The organism is Gordonia sp. NPDC003425 (assembly GCF_053588635.1).
The window spans coordinates 143841-161736 of the sequence record NZ_JBSFQI010000008.1 but is presented as its reverse complement, the minus strand read 5'-3'; the positions used below and the strand labels follow the sequence as shown (position 1 = coordinate 161736).

At 67.5% G+C, this 17896-nt stretch carries 19 protein-coding genes; 10 read left to right on the top strand and 9 right to left on the bottom strand.

What is annotated here, in order from left to right; all coding sequences use genetic code 11:
* The first annotated feature begins 69 nt into the window (after positions 1 to 69).
* From acs to ACWDTD_RS12290, 3 genes are all read left to right on the top strand, one after another.
* Entirely contained in the window at positions 70 to 2019 is a 1950-nt protein-coding gene (acs, locus tag ACWDTD_RS12300) for an acetate--CoA ligase (protein ID WP_449747378.1), read from the top strand.
* 96 nt (positions 2020 to 2115) lie between these two features.
* Positions 2116 to 2673, top strand: a complete 558-nt coding sequence (locus tag ACWDTD_RS12295) for a phage holin family protein (RefSeq protein WP_449747377.1) — start codon at positions 2116 to 2118, stop codon at positions 2671 to 2673.
* A gap of 3 nt (positions 2674 to 2676) precedes the next feature.
* Positions 2677 to 3627: an alpha/beta fold hydrolase gene (locus tag ACWDTD_RS12290; protein ID WP_449747376.1), complete on the top strand. Its 951-nt coding sequence runs from the start codon at positions 2677 to 2679 to the stop codon at positions 3625 to 3627.
* Between the two features lie 36 nt (positions 3628 to 3663).
* Here the strand turns inward: ACWDTD_RS12290 and ACWDTD_RS12285 are convergent, their stop codons facing one another.
* A complete protein-coding gene (locus ACWDTD_RS12285; protein WP_449747375.1) occupies positions 3664 to 4242 on the bottom strand; it encodes a TetR/AcrR family transcriptional regulator C-terminal domain-containing protein in 579 nt (192 codons plus the stop codon).
* Positions 4243 to 4383: 141 nt separating this feature from the next.
* Between ACWDTD_RS12285 and ACWDTD_RS12280 the strand changes: the two genes are divergently transcribed.
* Positions 4384 to 5364, top strand: coding sequence for a DUF5692 family protein (locus ACWDTD_RS12280; protein WP_449747374.1), 981 nt, complete (start codon positions 4384 to 4386; stop codon positions 5362 to 5364).
* A gap of 85 nt (positions 5365 to 5449) precedes the next feature.
* On the opposite strand, the gene ACWDTD_RS12275 is transcribed toward ACWDTD_RS12280, so the two are convergent.
* From ACWDTD_RS12275 to nth, 4 genes are read right to left on the bottom strand one after another with little or no spacing between them, the layout of a single operon-like run.
* Positions 5450 to 6652 carry a MarP family serine protease gene (locus ACWDTD_RS12275; protein ID WP_449747373.1) on the bottom strand — a complete coding sequence of 401 codons (1203 nt, stop codon included), beginning with the start codon at positions 6650 to 6652 and terminating at the stop codon, positions 5450 to 5452.
* On the bottom strand, positions 6649 to 7437 hold the full coding sequence (locus ACWDTD_RS12270) for an NUDIX hydrolase (protein ID WP_449747372.1): 789 nt from the start codon (positions 7435 to 7437) through the stop codon (positions 6649 to 6651). The genes ACWDTD_RS12275 and ACWDTD_RS12270 overlap by 4 nt, the downstream gene beginning before the upstream one ends.
* Entirely contained in the window at positions 7434 to 8189 is a 756-nt protein-coding gene (locus ACWDTD_RS12265; RefSeq protein ID WP_449747371.1) for a TlpA family protein disulfide reductase, read from the bottom strand. Before ACWDTD_RS12265 ends, ACWDTD_RS12270 begins: the two co-directional genes overlap by 4 nt.
* Positions 8189 to 8968: an endonuclease III gene (gene nth, locus ACWDTD_RS12260; protein ID WP_449747370.1), complete on the bottom strand. Its 780-nt coding sequence runs from the start codon at positions 8966 to 8968 to the stop codon at positions 8189 to 8191. The genes ACWDTD_RS12265 and nth overlap by 1 nt, the downstream gene beginning before the upstream one ends.
* A 116-nt stretch (positions 8969 to 9084) precedes the next feature.
* Here nth and ACWDTD_RS12255 point away from each other — a divergent pair, with 116 nt between their 5' ends.
* Both ACWDTD_RS12255 and ACWDTD_RS12250 read left to right on the top strand, forming a co-directional pair.
* Entirely contained in the window at positions 9085 to 9297 is a 213-nt protein-coding gene (locus ACWDTD_RS12255) for a hypothetical protein (RefSeq protein WP_449747411.1), read from the top strand.
* Between the two features lie 171 nt (positions 9298 to 9468).
* Entirely contained in the window at positions 9469 to 10143 is a 675-nt protein-coding gene (locus ACWDTD_RS12250) for a Crp/Fnr family transcriptional regulator (protein ID WP_449747369.1), read from the top strand.
* Between the two features lie 219 nt (positions 10144 to 10362).
* Here the strand turns inward: ACWDTD_RS12250 and ACWDTD_RS12245 are convergent, their stop codons facing one another.
* From ACWDTD_RS12245 to ACWDTD_RS12235, 3 genes are read right to left on the bottom strand one after another with little or no spacing between them, the layout of a single operon-like run.
* A complete protein-coding gene (locus ACWDTD_RS12245) occupies positions 10363 to 11214 on the bottom strand; it encodes an MBL fold metallo-hydrolase (protein WP_449747368.1) in 852 nt (283 codons plus the stop codon).
* Between the two features lies 1 nt (position 11215).
* Complete coding sequence (locus tag ACWDTD_RS12240; RefSeq protein WP_449747367.1) at positions 11216 to 11692, bottom strand: RidA family protein; 477 nt, start codon at positions 11690 to 11692, stop codon at positions 11216 to 11218.
* A gap of 11 nt (positions 11693 to 11703) precedes the next feature.
* Positions 11704 to 11868 carry a hypothetical protein gene (locus ACWDTD_RS12235; RefSeq protein WP_449747366.1) on the bottom strand — a complete coding sequence of 55 codons (165 nt, stop codon included), beginning with the start codon at positions 11866 to 11868 and terminating at the stop codon, positions 11704 to 11706.
* Positions 11869 to 11914: 46 nt separating this feature from the next.
* Here ACWDTD_RS12235 and ACWDTD_RS12230 point away from each other — a divergent pair, with 46 nt between their 5' ends.
* The 3 genes from ACWDTD_RS12230 to ACWDTD_RS12220 are packed head-to-tail and all read left to right on the top strand — an operon-like array spanning position 11915 to position 14845.
* A complete protein-coding gene (locus ACWDTD_RS12230; protein WP_449747365.1) occupies positions 11915 to 12943 on the top strand; it encodes an ArsA-related P-loop ATPase in 1029 nt (342 codons plus the stop codon).
* Positions 12943 to 14037 (top strand): ArsA family ATPase, encoded by a 1095-nt coding sequence (locus ACWDTD_RS12225; RefSeq protein ID WP_449747410.1) that lies wholly within the window; start codon positions 12943 to 12945, stop codon positions 14035 to 14037. The genes ACWDTD_RS12230 and ACWDTD_RS12225 overlap by 1 nt, the downstream gene beginning before the upstream one ends.
* A gap of 7 nt (positions 14038 to 14044) precedes the next feature.
* Positions 14045 to 14845, top strand: a complete 801-nt coding sequence (locus ACWDTD_RS12220) for an alpha/beta fold hydrolase (protein WP_449747364.1) — start codon at positions 14045 to 14047, stop codon at positions 14843 to 14845.
* On the opposite strand, the gene ACWDTD_RS12215 is transcribed toward ACWDTD_RS12220, so the two are convergent.
* Entirely contained in the window at positions 14846 to 15157 is a 312-nt protein-coding gene (locus ACWDTD_RS12215; protein ID WP_449747363.1) for a WhiB family transcriptional regulator, read from the bottom strand. It lies immediately after the preceding gene.
* Between the two features lie 261 nt (positions 15158 to 15418).
* On the opposite strand from ACWDTD_RS12215, the gene ACWDTD_RS12210 reads away from it, so the two are divergent.
* Positions 15419 to 17866: a penicillin-binding protein gene (locus tag ACWDTD_RS12210; protein ID WP_449747362.1), complete on the top strand. Its 2448-nt coding sequence runs from the start codon at positions 15419 to 15421 to the stop codon at positions 17864 to 17866.
* Positions 17867 to 17896: the final 30 nt, after the last annotated feature.

Here is a 17896-nt window from a genome sequence, read left to right as displayed (position 1 = left end):
AGAGCCCGCATCCGGTCGCGTCACCACCGGTGAACCGGAGTCGTCGAGAGTGAAAGGCCTGAGCACCAGATGTCCACCACCACCCACCCCGCCCAGTCGTATCCCCCGTCGCCCGACTTCGTCGCCCAGGCCAACGCCACCGAAGAGATGTACGCACACGCCGACGCCGACCGTCTCGAGTTCTGGGCCGAGCAGGCCCGGCGTCTCGACTGGGACACCGACTTCGGCGAGGTACTCGACTGGTCGGACGCACCGTTCGCGCGATGGTTCGTCGGCGGCAAGCTCAACGTGTCGGTGAACTGCGTCGACCGCCACGTCGCGGCGGGCAAGGGCGACAGAGTGGCCATCCACTGGGTGGGCGAACCCGGAGACACCCGCGACCTCACCTACAACCAATTGCTCGCCGAGGTGTCCAAGGCGGCCAACTACTTCACCGAGATCGGCCTGCAGGCCGGCGATCGCGTGGCCATCTACATGCCGATGGTGCCCGAGGCCATCATCTCGATGCTGGCCTGCGCGCGTCTGGGCCTCACCCATTCGGTGGTGTTCGCCGGATTCTCCGCGGGCGCGCTGCGCTCGCGGGTCGACGACGCCGAGGCCAAACTCGTCATCACCACCGACGGCCAGTTCCGCCGCGGCAAGCCGGCCCCTCTCAAGACGGCCGTCGACGAGGCGCTCGGCACCGGGGCCGACGCCGCGGCGTCGGTGGAGAAGGTGCTGGTGGTGCGCCGCACCAATCACGACCCCGATCTCAACTGGGTGCAGGGGCGCGACGTGTGGTGGGAGGACAGCGTCGGCGAGTCCTCGGATCACCACGAACCCGAGGCCTTCGACGCGGAGCATCCGCTGTTTCTGCTCTACACCTCGGGCACCACCGGAAAGCCCAAGGGAATCGTGCATTCGTCGGGTGGCTACCTCACCCAGGCCAGCTACACGTTCCACTACGTCTTCGATCACAAAGAGGGACGCGACGTCTTCTGGTGCGGCGCCGACATCGGCTGGGTGACCGGACACTCCTACCTCGTCTACGGCCCGCTCTCCAACGGCGCCACCGAGGTGGTCTACGAGGGCACCCCGAACTCACCCGACGAGCACCGTCATTTCCAGATCATCGAGCGCTATGGCGTCACCATCTACTACATCGCGCCCACACTGATCCGCACCTTCATGAAGTGGGGTCGTGCCATCCCCGATGCACACGATCTGAGTACGCTGCGGCTTCTCGGTTCGGTCGGTGAGCCGATCAACCCGGAAGCCTGGAAGTGGTATCGCGAGGTGATCGGCGGCGACCGCTGTCCCATCGTCGACACCTGGTGGCAGACCGAGACCGGCGCGATCATGATCTCCCCGCTGCCCGGTGTCACCGCCACCAAGCCCGGGTCGGCGATGGCGCCGCTGCCCGGCATCAGCGCCAACATCGTCGACGACAACGGCACCCCCGTGGGCGCCGGCGAGCAGGGTTACCTGGTGCTCGACAAGCCGTGGCCGTCGATGCTGCGCGGCATCTGGGGCGACGACGACCGGTTCCGCGAGACCTACTGGTCACGCTTCGCCGAGCAGGGCTGGTACTTCGCCGGCGACGGTGCTCGTTACGACGACGACCACGCGCTGTGGGTGCTCGGCCGCGTCGACGACGTCATGAACGTGTCGGGCCACCGGATCTCCACGGCCGAGGTGGAGTCGGCACTGGTGGGTCACTCCGGGGTGGCCGAGGCCGCGGTGATCGGCGCCGCCGACGAGACCACCGGGCAAGGCATCGTGGCCTTCGTGATCCTGCGGGAGGGCATCATCGATTCCGGCGATCAGCTGATCGCCGAGCTGCGCGAACAGGTGTCGGTGGAGATCTCCCCGATCGCGAAACCCCGCGAGATCAATGTGGTGCCCGAACTCCCAAAGACCCGCTCGGGCAAGATCATGCGGCGCCTGCTCAAGGACGTGGCCGAGGGCCGTGACCTCGGCGACACCTCGACACTTGTCGATCCGTCGGTGTTCGAGGCGATCCGCGCACGCAAGGCCTGACATCGGCGGCCACCCGCAGATCTGCGGGTGGCCCGCCACCCCCGGACGCGCCGCATGGCAACATAGCCGGGGAGACCGTCAGACACGGAGGATGCAGTGAGCGAACCCGGCCAGACCATCAACGGTAGTTCCGCGGGAAAGGGGTCGACCGGCGCGGTTCCGTCGATTCCGCTCACCGATGCCGACCGGCCGTCGGGCGCGGAGCCGAGCATCGGTGCCCTGGTCAAGGACGCGACGACGAGCGTGTCCACCTTGTTCCGGTCCGAGGTCGCCCTGGCCAAGGCCGAGGTGGTGCAGGAGGCGAAGAAGGCCGGTGCCGGCACCGGCCTGCTCGCGGTCGCCGGCGTCATGGCGCTGTACGCGAGCCTGTTCTTCTTCATCTTTCTCGCCGAACTCCTCGACACCTGGGTGTCGCGGTGGCTGGCCTTCCTCATCGTGTTCCTGCTACTGGTGCTCGTCACGCTGATCGCCGCGTTCGTCGGGTATCTCTTCTTCAAGCGGGTGCGTGGGCCCAAGAAGACCATTGAGAGCGTCAAGGATGTGCAGACCGTGCTCCCCGGTCGTCACAACGATCTCGCCGCCCCGGTGCGCTCGGGTGCCGCCACCGACCCATTGAGTGATCACCCGAAGATTCCGCCGGCTCGCGAGGGGTGAGGGTTGGCGGTCGGGATTGATCCGTCGAGTGTCCGGCTGCCCGGACCATGGCGGCATTTCGACGTCCGCGCGAACGGGGTCAGATTCCACGCAGTGGAAAGCTCCGACTCCCCCGCACACGTCGACCGCCCGCTCGTGCTGCTGCTACACGGGTTCGGCGAGTTCTGGTGGAGCTGGCGTAACCAGATCACCGACCTGGCGGCAGCCGGATATCGGGCCGTCGCAGTCGATCTGCGCGGATACGGCGACTCCGACAAACCGCCGCGGGGCTACGACGGATGGACCCTGGCCGGTGACGCCAATGGCCTCATCCGGGCGCTCGGGCACACCGACGCGACCCTTGTCGGCCACGCCGACGGCGGCCTGGTGTGCTGGGCCACCGCCACCTTGCATCCGCGTGTGGTGCGGGCGATCGCGGTGATCGCGTCACCTCACCCGCGGGCACTACGCCACGACGTGGTGCGGGACCGGCCACAGCGTGACGCCTTTCTCGGCGGGTTCCTGCGCAATCAGCTGCCGCGGCTGGGCGAGCGGCAACTGACCCGCCACGACGGCGCCTTCGTGGCCGACTACTTCGCCCGGCGTGCGGGCGAATCATGGCAGCGCACAGACGATTACGCCACCGCGGTGGCACACAACCGGTCCGCGATCCAGATTCCCGGTGGGGCCCACTCCAGTCTGGAATACCGCCGCTGGGCGTTTCGGTCACAGTTCCGCCCGGACGGGTACCGGTTCATGGAGTTGATGGATCGGCCGCTGCACATTCCGGTCCTGGCCCTGCGCGGAGCCGACGACGCGTTCATCACCTCCGACGTCATGACGTCGAGCGCCCGGTGGGCTCCGGAATTGCGGTACCGCGACATCGACGGCAGCGCCCACTTCGCGCATCAGGAGCAGCCCGAGCAGGTCACCGACCTCGTCGCCGAGCTCCTCGAACGGCCGCCGGCGGACTGACCCGGCGACCGGTACACGCAGCGCGGTCCACGCAGCTCAATCCCAGATCGGGCGGGCGGCCAAGCGCGTCAGGGTTTCTCGCACCGACCCGTGCAGGACGTACTCGAGGTCGGCGACCAATCGGCCCGGATCGTCGCGCATGTCGCGCGCCAGCCAATGCAGCACATGACCCAGCACCGTGAGGGTGTAATGGTCGATCGCGAAGTCGCGGTCGGCGGGCGAGAGCACCAGATCGCCCTGCACCTCGTCGACGATCGCGCTCATCATCTGCCGTAGCTGTCCGAAGAGGAAGTGTTCGGTTTCGGCCAACCGCAACGAGCGCAGCACCGCATGCACCTGTTCGCGGTGGCTGCACATGTATCTCAACATCTCGAGCAATCCGTCGGCCCAGCTGTCGTAGTGGGCACGGGCCATGATCTGATCGGCGACCTCCACCCGGAACATCCACGCCGCCAGGTCGTAGACGTCGGAGAAGTGTGCGTAGAAGGTCTGCCGCGACACCCCGGCCGCTGCTGCCAGACCCGAGACGGTGACCTTGGCCAACGGAGTGGTTTCCAGTGCAGTTGTGAGGGCGGCGGCCAGCAACTCCTCGGTACGCCGCGCGTCCTGGGTCACCGCACCTCTCCCGTCCGCCCCGGCCCTGACACATCGGCCGATCTGTCCATGGTGTGGTGGTCCGCGCCGGACCTACCATCACAAGTATCGCCGGTCGCAGGGCCAAACAGTTCCTCGACGACGGCGCGGGATGTGATGAAGATGTTCCTCTACGAATCGATCCCCTGGTATTCGTGGATCGCCTGGTTCGTCGTTCTCGGCGCACTGATCGGTCTCAACGAGGTCACCCGCCGATGGAAGTGGGTGGGAATGGCGTTCTTCGTGGCGCTGCCGATCGTCCTGACCATCTTCGTCTGGCCGGTCACCTCGGCTGCGGGAACATCCACCGGAACGTGGTTTCACTGGGTGAAGGTGTACTCGTCGCTCGCCGGTGTGCTCGGCTTCATGGCGATCCGGTACGTGCCGCGTTTCGCCGCCAACCGGTGGTGGCTAATGTTCCCGCCGGCGATCCTGGCGATCAACATTCTCGAGGCATGCATCCGCGACTTCCAGGTGGGAGCGATGCACGCCGACGGTGTGGTCGACGGTGTGTTCATGGTGTCGGGACCGTGGAATTACCTCAACGGCATCGCCGGTCTGCTGAACCTGCTCACCATCTGCGGGTGGATGGGAATCTTCGTCTCACGCGACAAGAGCCGCGACATGATCTGGCCGGACATGATGTGGTTCTGGATCATCGCCTACGACCTGTGGAACTTTGCCTACGTCTACAACTGCGTCGGGGACCACTCGTTCTATGCCGGTGCGGCACTTCTGATCTCGTGCACCATCCCGGCGTTCTTGATCAAGCGTGGCGGGTGGATGCAGTTCCGCGCCTCCACCTTGGCGCTGTGGATGATGTTCACCATGGCGGTGCCGGCGTTCGTCAGCACATCGGCGTTCTCGGTGCAGGCCTCACATGATCCGGCCGCGCTGTGGACGGTGTCGCTGGTCTCGCTCGCGGTGAACGTGGCGGTGGCGGTCTACCAGGTGTACCGGATCGTCAGCCGCAAGCTCAATCCGCTGACCCAGGAGCTCTACACCGACCACGCCTCGTATCAGGCGGTGGTGGCGGCGAACCTCACTCCCGCGGAGGTCGGAGCGCACCCAGCCATCCCCACCGGCAGCGGCGCACATCGCTGATCACCGGACACCACGACGCCGGTCGGCACCTCCGTCGACCGGCGTCGCCCCATCACGGTGCACGGTCGTCACGAATGCACGGTCGTCACGAATGCACGCACTCTCCGGTACTCGCGCGCGCGGTGCGTTTCTCGGAGACGTCGAAATCGGTCTGTACCTGTTTGGCGGTCAGCACGAACCCGGTGTCGTCGGCCGTATCCTCGGCCGCACCGAACACCACGCCGAGCACCTCGCCACCGGCATTGATCATCGGCCCGCCCGAGTTGCCCTGACGGATCTGACCACGCACGGTGTACACCTCGCGCAGTACCTGTTGCCCGCGATAGATGTCGGGTCCCGACAGGTTGATCACCTCGCGGACGCGCACGGCGGTGGCGGTGAACGGGCCCGCCTCCGGGTAGCCGAGCACGATGGCGTCGGCACCACTCGACGCCGGGGTGGCGGCGAACTGCAGAGCGGGGGCACGTAGTCCCGGTACGTCGAGCACCGCGACGTCGTTGCTGCTGTCGAAGAGCACCACCTTGGCGGCCCGCACCACACCGGAGGTGGTCTCCACCTGGAGCCGTCGCGTACCGGCCACCACGTGCGCATTGGTCATCACCCGCTCGGGCGACACCACGAATCCGCTGCCCTCGAGCGCCTGCTGACAACTCGGTGCCACGCCCTCGATCTTGACCACGCTCGGACGGACCTGCGCCACCACCGGGAGGCCGATCAGACCGGGGTCGGGTGGGCCCACGGAGGTCACCGGCGTCTGCACGTACGGGCCGATCACCTCCGGCAGGCCCGAATCGTCGAGCAGCGGACCGAGTTGCTTTCGCGGCAGATCCCGCAACCAGGTGGGTGCCATCGAGTCCACCCCGCCGAGCACGGCCGAACCCCGTACCGCACTGGCGATCTCCGGCGAGGTCGCACGTTGCAGCGGGATGGCGAGCAGCCAGGCCGCCACCAACACCGCCACCACCTGGAGCATCAGACCGATCACACTGTCCACGTGCCGCAACCCCGACGAGCGGATGCCGCCGCGCGCCGCGCGCCCGAGGACCATCCCCGACACCTCGCCCACCACGACGAGCGCCACCACCAGACCCACCCCGACCAGCAGTCGGGTCTCGCGATCGCTGAAGCGCGAAATGATGTGGGGCGCAAGCAGAATTCCGGCTACCGCGCCGAGGATCACCCCAATCATGGCCAGTGCCGACGAGACGGCTCCCTGCCGCCAGCCACTGACCGCGGCGAGCAGCGCGATCCCGATGACGATCAGGTCGACCCAGGTGGATCCGCTCACCGGTCACCGCCCGAGAACGGAAACCCGCTGCGTTGCGGGGAACCGGCGAGTTCGATCGTCTCCTCGAGGGGGCGCACGTCGGAGCGATCCCAGGGCACGTCCCACCCGGCGGTCTGGCTGATGGCGTCGATCAGCCCTCCGGTGAAACCCCACACCAGCAGCCCGTCCACCAGGAACGCCGGACCCTGATACGCCTTGGCGCCGAGCACCGATCGTCGCACCTGGAATCGGTTCTCGGGGGCCAGCATCCGGCGCAGATTGACCCGCACCACACGTGAGGTCTCCCCAGGGTCCATCACCCGCACCGGTCCGGGTTCCCGCCAGTGCCCCACCACCGGCGCCACGTCGAAACCCGACACCGGCACCGGAAAACTCGGCAGGGTGGCCACCACGTCGACACCGGAATCGAGCAGCCCGGTCTCTTCGGTCGCCTCGCGCAGTGCGGTGCCCACCGGGTAGTCGTCGCCGGGGTCGGCGGCGCCGCCCGGGAACGCCACCTGTCCGCTGTGCTGACGCAGGGTCGACGCGCGCTCGGTGAGCAGCACATCCGCGTCGGTAGGCAGGCCTCCGGGGTAGGTGGGGTCGAAAGTCCAAGCGCCACCGAACAACACGAGCACGGCAGCGTCTCTGCGGTTGCTGCCGAGCATCGCCGCCCACCGCGTGCGATCACCGCCCCGGTTCAACACGGCGTCGGAGACCGCACCCACATCCCCGGTGAGCCGACGCAGCCAGGGCGGGATCCGGTCCTCGGGGACCAACGGTCCCACCCGGTGATCGGCGGTCACGTGGTCACGCCCAAATGCTCGCGGACCGTGGCGGCCACCTCGTCGGGATCGTCGAACACTCGCGGCTCCACCGCGGCAACCGACCCGTCCGGCCGGATCAGGATCGTCGACGGATACACACGCGGGGCCCGCAGCGCCGCGGCCACCGCGCCGTCCACGTCGAGCACGACCGGCAGATGCACGCCCACCTCCTGCAGAAACTGCAACACCAGGTAGGGATTCGCGGCGCCCTGACGGTCGTGCACCGTCAGAACGGTCACCTTGTCGCCGGCGCGGCGCGCATAGTCGGCCAACACCGGCAACTCCCGGCGACACGGCAGACACCACACCGCCCACATGTTCACCACCAGCGGCTTTCCCGCGGTACCGACTCCCAGGTCGTAGGGCGCACCCGTCGCCAGACATGGGGCGACGACGCCTCGCAGCGCCGCTGCGGCGACCTCCGGCAGGCCCGTCTGCGGGCACGGTTCGATAGCGGCGGCGGCGCGGGCCTGCGCGAGCTGCTCGTCGCCGACCTGCGCGCTGGGCACTGCGGGGACCCCCGACGGCGGTGCGATCCCGGTGCCCGACGACGGGTCGGAACCGCCGCGCGGCCAGATCGCGACGATCAGGGCGAGCATCACGACGACGAACACCAGAGTCCACCGCGCGGCCGGCGGAAATCGGGGAGATCGCGGGGAGGTGGTCTCCGCGGACGGGTCGGGACGCGGGGTATCCGACCCGGGTGCGGGTGTCGTCGACGGTGCGTCCACTACGCGGAAATCCCTGCCAACTCCAGCAGATGGTCGGTCTCGGGCCCCTTGACGAGCTTGGCGGCCTCCGCTTTGCCCATCGGCCCCAGACCCACCGACGGGCAGTCCTTGGCCAGCACGCACACACCGCACGCCGGTCTGCGGGAGTGGCACACCCGACGGCCGTGGAAGATCACCCGATGCGACAGGTCGGTCCACTCCTTGCGTTCGATCAGCTCCCCGACCGCGTGCTCCACCTTGACCGGATCGGTTTCTGACGTCCATTCCCACCGCCGCACCAGTCTGCCGAAATGGGTGTCGACGGTGATGCCGGGCACGCCGAACGCGTTTCCCAGCACCACATTCGCCGTCTTGCGGCCGAAGCCGGGCAGGCTGACCAGTTCAGGCAGCGTGTGCGGCACCTGTCCGTCGAAGCGTTCGAGCAGCGCCTGACCGAGTCCGATGATCGAGTTCGCCTTGTTGCGGTAAAAGCCGGTCGAACGGATCAGTTCCTCCAACTCGACGCGGTCGGCGGCGGCATAGTCGGCGGCGGTGCGGTATCGGGCGAACACCGCCGGGGTGACCTGGTTCACCCGCACGTCAGTGCACTGCGCGGAGAGGATGGTGGCCACCGACAATTCCAGCGGCGTGGTGAAGTCGAGCTCGCAATACACGTGAGGGAACGCCACCTTGAGCGTCCGGTTCATCCGGCGTGCACGCCGCACCAGGCCGAGACGGGTTTCTTGCCGGCCGACCGCGGCGGGTCCACCGTTATCGGTGGCGGCCTTACGTGCGTTCATCTGTTTCAGGTTAGCCATCGGGCGCAGTGGACAGGTCGCAGACGGTTGGTAACAACTCCATCAAGGCGGCCGTTCCGGTTAGGCCGTCCGTCGACGCCCGGTGTTTACTGATGGCTATGCAAGGACTCGCCGTGCTGCTCTTCCCGGCCGTGTTGATGCTCTTCGCACTCGGCATGGAGCGGGTCCAGGCCCGCACCGACCGGCTCAGCGTCACCCGGGACAACGTCGAGGAATTCTTGCAGTCCGCCGACGCCCACAACGTCGACACCCTCGCCAGGGACGGTTTCCCGGCGGCACTCGACGAACTGCGGGAACGCCGCGCCGGCTGACATTCCACCCGCGGACGCCGTGCTCCCTTCCTGAGACGGCCGTTGTGCCGCGAACACGCTCGCGCACCCAAAGGTCCGCCAGTGACGCACTCAACACATATGCTGGGCGGCAGACTAGAGTTGTGTGGTGCGCGTGGGGTTCGCGTGCGCAAAGATCAGAAAGGTTCCCAGGTGGAGGAAGTACTGGCGAGGGCGGGAATTTTCCAGGGCGTCGAGCCCACTGCCGTCGCGGCGCTCACCAATCAGCTCCAGCCCGTGGATTTTCCGCGCGGACACGTCATCTTCCACGAGGGAGAGCCGGGCGACCGGCTGTACATCATCCTGTCGGGCAAGGTGAAGGTGGGCCGCCGCTCCCCGGACGGTCGCGAGAACCTGCTGACGATCATGGGGCCGTCGGACATGTTCGGTGAGCTGTCGATCTTCGACCCGGGTCCCCGTACCTCGTCGGCGACCACGGTTACCGAGGTCCGCGCCGTGTCCATGGATCGCGACGCGCTGCGCGCCTGGATCAAGGACCGTCCCGAGATCGCCGAGCAGTTGCTGCGCGTGCTGGCCCGCCGCCTGCGCCGCACCAACAACAACCTCGCCGACCTGATCTTCACCGACGTGCCCGGTCGTGTGGCCAAGCAGCTGCTGCAGCTCGCGCAGCGTTTCGGCACCCAGGAGGGCGGCGCGCTGCGCGTCACCCACGACCTCACCCAGGAGGAGATCGCTCAACTCGTGGGTGCCTCGCGTGAGACCGTGAACAAGGCCCTGGCCGATTTCGCGCAGCGCGGCTGGCTCCGGCTGGAGGGCAAGAGCGTGCTGATCGCCGACTCGGAACGCCTCGCCCGCCGCGCACGCTAGGTTTTCGGCCCTCGGAGGGGTGGTTTCGACAAGCTCAACCAGCGTAGAGCCGCTCAACCAGCGAAGCGCCGCTCAACCAGCGCTAGGTTTCGGCCCTCGGAGGGGTGGTTTCGACAAGCTCAACCAGCGAAGAGCCGCTCCACCAGCGCTAGCCTCTCGGCCCTCGGAGGGGTGGTTTCGACAAGCTCAACCAGCGAAGGCCGCTCAACCAGCGGCAGATCACTCGCCGCGCAGGTAGGCCAGTTGGGCCTTCACCGACATCCGCGCGGCAGGCCACAGCTTCTTGTCGACGTCGGCGTACACCGTGCGGACCACCTTCATCGGCTTGGCGTCGCCGGCGGTGACACCCATCTTCTCGAGGGCGGCGGTGATCTGGTCGATGCGTTCCTCGCGATGTGCCTTGTAGAAGCGCGCCACGGGTTCGAGTTCGGGATGGTCGGGCCCGTGCGCGGGTAGCAGCGCCGCATCGGCCCCTTCGACGATGAGCCTGTTGAGGGAGTTCAGGTAGTCGCGCAGACCGCCGTCGGACGGGTCGAGGACGGTTGTCCCGCTACCCAGGATCGTGTCGCCGGTGAGCATCGCGCGACCCCGATCGCCCTCGACCGCACCGTCGCACTCGACGAGGAAGCTCACCGAATCCCCGGTGTGCCCGGGCGTGTGGAACACGGTGATCCGCAGTCCGGCGGCCTCGATCACCTCACGATCGGCCAGCGGTTGCCCCCCGCCCCGGCAGAACTCCCGCAGCCGGGCCCGGGTGGGCGCCCCCGTCTTCTTGTGCAGCGCCTTGATGGCCCCGGTGTGGTCGAAGTGCCGGTGGGTGATGAGTGTCAGCGCAATCCCGGGCTGCTCTGCGATCCGACCCACGTGATCCTTGGCCTTGCGCGGACCGGGGTCCACGATCACGCACTCGGGGTTCCCCGGAGCGCGCAACACGTAGGTGTTGGTGCCGTCGAGTTCCATCATCCCGGGGTTGTCGCACAGCAACACCGAGGCGAATGGCGTCACCTCCCGCAGCACGCCGTAGGCCGGGTGCACGGCCACCGGGTCGGGAGTGCCGGGCGAAGTGGTCACGTCAGGACTCCGGGGTCACCTCGACGATGAGTTCGATCTCGACCGGGGACCCGAGCGGCAACTCCGCGACGCCGACCGCCGACCGCGCGTGCACACCGGCCTCGCCGAAGATCTCGCCGAGCAGATCCGATGCGCCGTTGAGCACGAGCGGCTGATCGGTGAAGCCGGGTGCCGATGCCACGAAGCCCACGACCTTCACGATCCGGGTCACCGAGTCGATGCCGACCAGCCCGTCGATCGCGGCGAGCGCGTTGATCGTGCAATGCCGGGCGGCGGTTTCGGCCTCCGGCGGTTTCACCACTCCCTCTGCCCCGTGACAGACCTTGCCGTGGATCTCGAGTTGGCCGCCCACGAAGGGCAACTGTCCCGAGGTGTACACGAGGTTGCCCACGCGGACCGCGGGTACGTAGTTGGCCACCGGCTTCGGCGCCGGCGGCAGCGCGATGCCGAGGTCGGCGAGACGTTGTGTCCAGGTCATGGCTGCTCCCGTCATCCCTTCGGTCGCTTGAGGTACGCGACGTGCTGCTCGCCGGTGGGACCGGGCAGAACGCTCACGAGTTCCCAGCCGTCGGCGCCCCAGGTGTCGAGGATCTGCTTGGTTGCATGCGTCAGGAGAGGCACCGTCGCGTACTCCCACACGGTCACTTCAGTCATGGACCCAGACTATCTGGTGGCTCCGGATGGCTAATGTGAACCTGTGGTGGACACAAGCCCCGTCTCAGACACCGACGGTCTAACGGACAACGTCTGGCCCGAGAGCGCGGCACGGGCGCGCCTGCACTTCGTCTCCGGAAAGGGTGGCACCGGGAAAACCACGGTCGCAGCCGCCCTCGCCCTGGCGCTGGCCGCCGACGGCAAACGGGTATTGCTGGTGGAGTGCGAGGGCCGTCAGGGGATCGCCGGACTCTTCGACATGCCGCCGCTGCCGCCGCAGGACACCCGCATCGCGACCGCCGAGGGCGGCGGTGAGGTGTCGGCACTTGCGATCGACATCGAGCACGCACTCCTGGAATACCTCGACATGTTCTACAACCTCGGCTTCGCCGGCCGGGCGATGAAGCGGATCGGCGCCATCGACTTCGTCACCACGGTGGCGCCGGGACTACGTGACGTGCTGATCACCGGAAAGATCAAGGAACGCATCATCCACACCGACAGGCGCGGCAACCGGGTGTACGACGCGGTGGTGGTCGACTCCCCGCCCACCGGCCGGATCGGCAGCTTCCTCGACGTCACCACCGCCATGGCCGACCTCGCCAAGACCGGCCCGATCCGCAACCAGAGCGAGTCGGTGGCGCGACTGCTGCACTCAGAGGAGACGGTGGTTCACCTGGTGACCCTGCTGGAGGCGATGCCGATCACCGAGACGATCGAAGCGGTCGACGAACTGCGCGGCAACAACGTCAGCATCGGCAGCCTGATCATCAACCGGGTCAGCCCCGTTCACCTACCCGCCGATCAGATCGACGCCATCGCCGAAGGCAACATCGACGCCCCCCGCGTCGCGTCGAGTCTGGCCGAGGCCGGGGTGCCGGTGTCGGACGCCGACCTGGCCGGGCTGCTCACCGAGACCATCGAGCACGCGACACGGCTGCAGGCGCAGCAGGTGGCCAAGGCGCAGCTCGACGAGGTCGAGATCCCCACGCTCGAACTTCCCGCCCTCGGCGATGGCATCGACCTGGGCTCGCTCTACGAACTGGCCGATCTGCTGCAGAAGGCGGGGGCGTGATGCCACTCGATCTCAAGATGGGTTCGGTCCTCACCGACCCCGAGACCCGCGTCGTGATCTGTTGTGGCTCAGGTGGAGTGGGCAAGACCACCACCGCCGCCGCGATGGCGCTCTACGCGGCCGAACACGGGCGCACGGTGGCGGTGCTGACCATCGACCCGGCCCGCCGCCTCGCGCAGTCACTGGGGATGAGCGAACTGACCAACGATCCGCAGCCGGTGCCCATGGACGGCCCCGGCACGCTCGACGCGATGATGCTCGACATGCGGCGCACGTTCGACGAGATGGTGCTCGAGTACTCCACTCCCGAACGCGCCGAGGCGATCATGGAGAACTCCTTCTACCAGACCGTCGCCTCGTCGTTCTCCGGCACGCAGGAGTACATGGCGATGGAGAAGCTCGGCAAACTCCTCGAACAGAAACGGTGGGATCTCATCGTCGTCGACACCCCGCCGTCGCGCAACGCGCTGGATTTTCTCGACGCTCCCGCGCGTCTCGGTTCGTTTCTGTCCGGGCGGCTGATGAAGGTGCTCGTCGGCGGCGGCCGCGGCGTGGGCCGCATGGTAACCGGTGCGATGAGTCTGGCGATGCGCGGGGTGTCCACCATCATCGGGGGCGAGATGCTGCGCGACGTGGCCACTTTCGTCCAATCCCTCGACTCGATGTTCGGCGGCTTCCAGGAACGGGCGCTCAAGACCTACGAGCTGCTCAAGCAGCCGGGCACCCGGTTCGCGGTGGTGGCGGCCGCCGAGCCGGATGCGCTGCGCGAGGCGGCGTTTTTCGTCGACCGGCTCAGCGAGGAGAGGATGCCGCTGGCCGGACTCATCCTCAACCGAACACATCCCAATCTCACCTCCATCTCCGAGGAGGTGGCCCAGGTGGCGCTCACGCGCGTGTCCGACGAGCTGACCCGCGGCGTGCTGCACGTGCACGCCGATCGCGCGGAGACCGGTAAACGCGAACTACACCTGCTGCAGCGCTTCACCGCGTCGCACCCGACGGTGCCGATCGTCGGCGTGCCGTCGCTGCCGTTCGAGGTGGCCGACATGGAGGCGCTGCGCGCGGTGGCCGAGCAGATCACCGGCCGGGGCTGACCCGACGATGCGCCCGGCGGGCACGCCCGCACCGAGGCTGCGTGGCTTCGACGGCGGCTACGTCGACGTCGCCGGACACCGCGAATGGCGTGAGGTGGCCGGCACCGGGCCGCCGGTTGTGTTGTTACACGGCGGATTCGGTGGCGCGGCGTCCTGGGCGCTCACCGCGCCGCGGTTGGCGGAGTCCGGATTCGAGGTGCACGTGCCCGAACGTCGTGGCCACGCCCGCACTCCCGATGTCGCCGGACCCATCACCTACGCGGCGATGGCCGACGACACCATCGCCTATCTGCAGCGGCACGTCGGCAAGCCGGCCCATCTCGTCGGCTGGAGCGACGGTGCGGCGGTGGCACTGCTCACCGCCCGCGATCGCCCCGACCTGGTGTCACGTCTGGTGCTGATCGGGCAGTACTACAACTCCTCCGGCCGCGCCACCGGCGGCCCACTGCGTTCGGCACTGTCGTCGCCGCAGGTCACGGCGTCGCTGCGCGCGCAGTACGGAGCACTCTCCCCCGACGGACCCGACCATTTCCCGGTGTTCCACGAGAAGATGATCGCGATGTTCGACGTCGGACCCGAGATCGACCTCACGACGCTGCGTTCGGTGGCCGCCGACACGATGGTGATGCAGGGCGACCATGACGAGGTCACCCTCGAGCACAGCCAAGAGGTGGTGGCGGCGATCCCGCGGGCCCGACTGGCCGTGCTGCCGGGTTCTCACATGATTCCGGCAGAGCAGCCCGACGCCGTCAACGCGCTGCTGATCTCGTTCTTACCGAACGGCTTTCCGCCACCGCTGTGGCGCTGATCAGACAGCGCTGGCCTGCTGGCGACGACGCTGCGCGGCGAAGAACGCCGCCCACGAGGTCACCTCCGGGTGCTGACGCAGCAGCGAACGCCGCTGACGCTCCGTCATCCCACCCCACACCCCGAACTCGACACGATTGTCGAGAGCATCGGCTCCGCATTCCAGTTGCACCGGGCAATGACGGCAAATGGTCGCGGCCTTGCGTTGCGCGGCCCCCCGAACAAACAGATCGTCGGGGTTCTCGCCGCGACAGCGCGCGTTGGACACCCAGGTCAATCGCGCTTCGTTGGTCGATACCGCCGCTGTTGCCATGTTCCGACCCCTGTTCTGTCGTCACCGAGATATCCCGGCCACTTCATCTGAGGAATGTTAACTGAGTCACATTCAGCCCTCAATCTAGGGTTATGTGCATTGCGACGCAACCCCCGGCCCGAAAAAAGTGGCACCATCGTGCAGACACCGAGATCGGGCCGCGATCTCCGTCGAATCGCGCGGCGTCACCGATTCGCAACACCCTCTGCGGCGGGGCTGAGCTGCGTCTCAGGAATCACCCGTATCCTGTCCGTTGTGCCGATGTCGAAGAAGCTGGGTCCGCTCGCCGGTGCATGCGCATTGGCCGGCGTGCTCGTCGCCGGATTGCTCTACCCCGTGGCCAGCGGCGTCGGTCTCGCGTCCAACCGCGCGGCCTCCGCGGTGGAGAACGTCTCGTCGGATCTGCTGACCGGAACTCTGCCCGAGGTCACCACGATGACCGACGTGTCGGGTAAGCCGATCGCGCAGCTCTTCGACCAGTACCGCTACCAGGTGGGCTACAACGACATCGCGCCCGACATGATCCGGGCCATCATCTCCATCGAAGACCGCCGTTTCCTCGAGCACGACGGCGTCGACTGGAAGGGCACCATCCGTGCGGCCCTGAAGAACTCGTCGTCGGGAGAGGTGCAGCAGGGCGCGTCCACCCTCGACCAGCAGTACATCAAGAACTATCAGTTGCTCGTGCTCGCGCGTACCGAGGCCGACCGGCAGGCGGCCATCGAGACCACCCCCGCCCGCAAGCTGCGCGAGGTGCGGATGGCGCTGACCATGGAGCAGTCGCTCACCGATCAGGCCAAACGCAAGGGTCTCGACGACGCCGCCGCCAAGCAGGAGGCCAAGAAGGAAATCGTCACCCGCTATCTCAACGTGGTGCCCTTCGGAAACAACTCGTACGGCATCGAGGCCGCGGCGCAGACCTACTTCGGCAAGCCCGCCAAGGACCTGCAGGTGCAGGAGGCCGCGTTGCTGGCGGGCATGGTCCAGTCGAGTTCCGCGCTCGATCCCTACACCAATCCCGAAGCCGCGCTGTCACGCCGCAACGTCGTGCTCGACACGATGATCGAGAACTTCCCCAATCGTCGAGACGAACTCGTCGCCGCCAAGAAGACCCCCCTCGGGGTGGTGCCGTCGCCGCGGATACCCACGCAGGGCTGCATCGCCGCCGACAACAACGGCTTCTTCTGCGACTACGCCATGCAGTTCCTCGCCGAGAACGGCATGTCCCGCAACACGGTGATGCGTGGCGGCTACATCATCCAGACAACCCTGGACCCCGACGTCCAGCGCACCACGGTGCGGGCGGTCAAGAACAACGCGAGCCCCGACGCCGACGGCGTGGCCGACGTGATGAGCACCATCCGGCCCGGCACCAACTCGCATGACGTGGTCTCGATGGCGTCGAGCCGCAACTACGGCCTCAACGCGAACGCGAACCAGACCGTCCAGCCACAACCGTTCTCGCTGGTCGGCGACGGCGCGGGGTCGGTGTTCAAGATCTTCACCGTCGCCGCGGGCATGGAGAAGGGCCTCCCGATCAACTCCAACATCCCCGTGCCCGGCTCGATCGCGGTCGAAGGCATGGGCGACAGCGGCGGCGCGTATGGCTGTCCCGCCAACTACTACTGCGTCAAGAACGACGGCAAGTATCCGGCGTCGATGTCGGTCACCCAGGCGCTGGCGCAGTCCCCGAACACCGCGTTCGTCAAATTGCTGCAGCAGGTGGGCGTCAAACCGACCGTCGACATGGCGGTGCGGCTGGGGATGCGGTCCTACACCGTGCCCGGCTCGTCGGGTTACGGCGACAAGAGCGTCGCCCAGTACGTCAAGGACGGCAACCTCGGTTCGTTCACTCTCGGACCGTGGCCCATCAACCCGCTCGAGCTGTCGAACGTCGCTGCCACCCTGGCGTCGGGTGGCGTGTGGTGCCCGCCCAACCCCATCAAGTCGATCAGCAAGATCAAGCGTGATCAGTACGGCAACCCGGTGATGGGTCCGGACGGCAAGCCGGCCGTGAGCGCCATCCCGTTCAACGCACCCAAGTGCGAGCGGGTGGTCGAGGCCGGATTGGCCAACACCCTCGCCAATGCGATGAGCCAGGACGACAAGGGCGGCGGCACGTCGGCCGGTGCCGCCGGGTCGGTGGGCTGGAGCTACCCCATGTCCGGCAAGACCGGCACCACCGAGGCCCACCGGTCGGCCGCCTTCGTCGGCTTCACCAACGAACTCGCCGGCGCCGCCTACGTCTACTCCGACGGCCCCAACCCGTCCGGGGTGTGCTCGGGTCCGGCCCGGCTGTGCGGCGAGGGCGACATCTACGGCGGCATGGAACCGGCGCGCACCTGGTATCAGGCCGTGATGCCGGTGGCCACCAAGTACGGTCCGATCAGTCTGCCGCCCACCGACCCGCGTTACCTCAACGGAAACGACCGGGGCCGGATACCCCAGGTGAGCGGTCTGCAGGCAAGTGATGCCACCGCCCGGCTGCAGTCGGCCGGGTTCAAGGTCAACCAGCTCGAAGTGGACAGCAGCCGTCCGCAGGGCACCGTGGTGTTCACCGCTCCCTCGGATGCGGCGATGCCCGGCAGCGTGATCACGATCTATGTGAGCAATGGCCGACAGCAATCCGGCGGCGACAGCAACGGTCCCACCCAGACCACGGTGCAGGTGCCCGGCGTCGGGCCGGTGGTGATCCAGCTTCCCGGCTGACGTCGTCGCCCGTTTCGCTCACCGCCGTGA

Bases quoted from the DNA above. Each gene is read 5' to 3' on its own strand.
- acs (WP_449747378.1), top strand. From the start codon at position 70: ATGTCCACCACCACCCACCCCGCCCAGTCGTATCCCCCGTCGCCCGAC.
- ACWDTD_RS12210 (WP_449747362.1), top strand. From the start codon at position 15,419: ATGTCGAAGAAGCTGGGTCCGCTCGCCGGTGCATGCGCATTGGCCGGC.
- ACWDTD_RS12215 (WP_449747363.1), bottom strand. From the start codon at position 15,157: ATGGCAACAGCGGCGGTATCGACCAACGAAGCGCGATTGACCTGGGTG.
- ACWDTD_RS12280 (WP_449747374.1), top strand. From the start codon at position 4,384: ATGTTCCTCTACGAATCGATCCCCTGGTATTCGTGGATCGCCTGGTTC.
- ACWDTD_RS12240 (WP_449747367.1), bottom strand. From the start codon at position 11,692: ATGACCTGGACACAACGTCTCGCCGACCTCGGCATCGCGCTGCCGCCG.
- nth (WP_449747370.1), bottom strand. From the start codon at position 8,968: ATGAACGCACGTAAGGCCGCCACCGATAACGGTGGACCCGCCGCGGTC.
- ACWDTD_RS12220 (WP_449747364.1), top strand. From the start codon at position 14,045: ATGCGCCCGGCGGGCACGCCCGCACCGAGGCTGCGTGGCTTCGACGGC.
- ACWDTD_RS12235 (WP_449747366.1), bottom strand. From the start codon at position 11,868: ATGACTGAAGTGACCGTGTGGGAGTACGCGACGGTGCCTCTCCTGACG.
- ACWDTD_RS12255 (WP_449747411.1), top strand. From the start codon at position 9,085: ATGCAAGGACTCGCCGTGCTGCTCTTCCCGGCCGTGTTGATGCTCTTC.
- ACWDTD_RS12225 (WP_449747410.1), top strand. From the start codon at position 12,943: ATGCCACTCGATCTCAAGATGGGTTCGGTCCTCACCGACCCCGAGACC.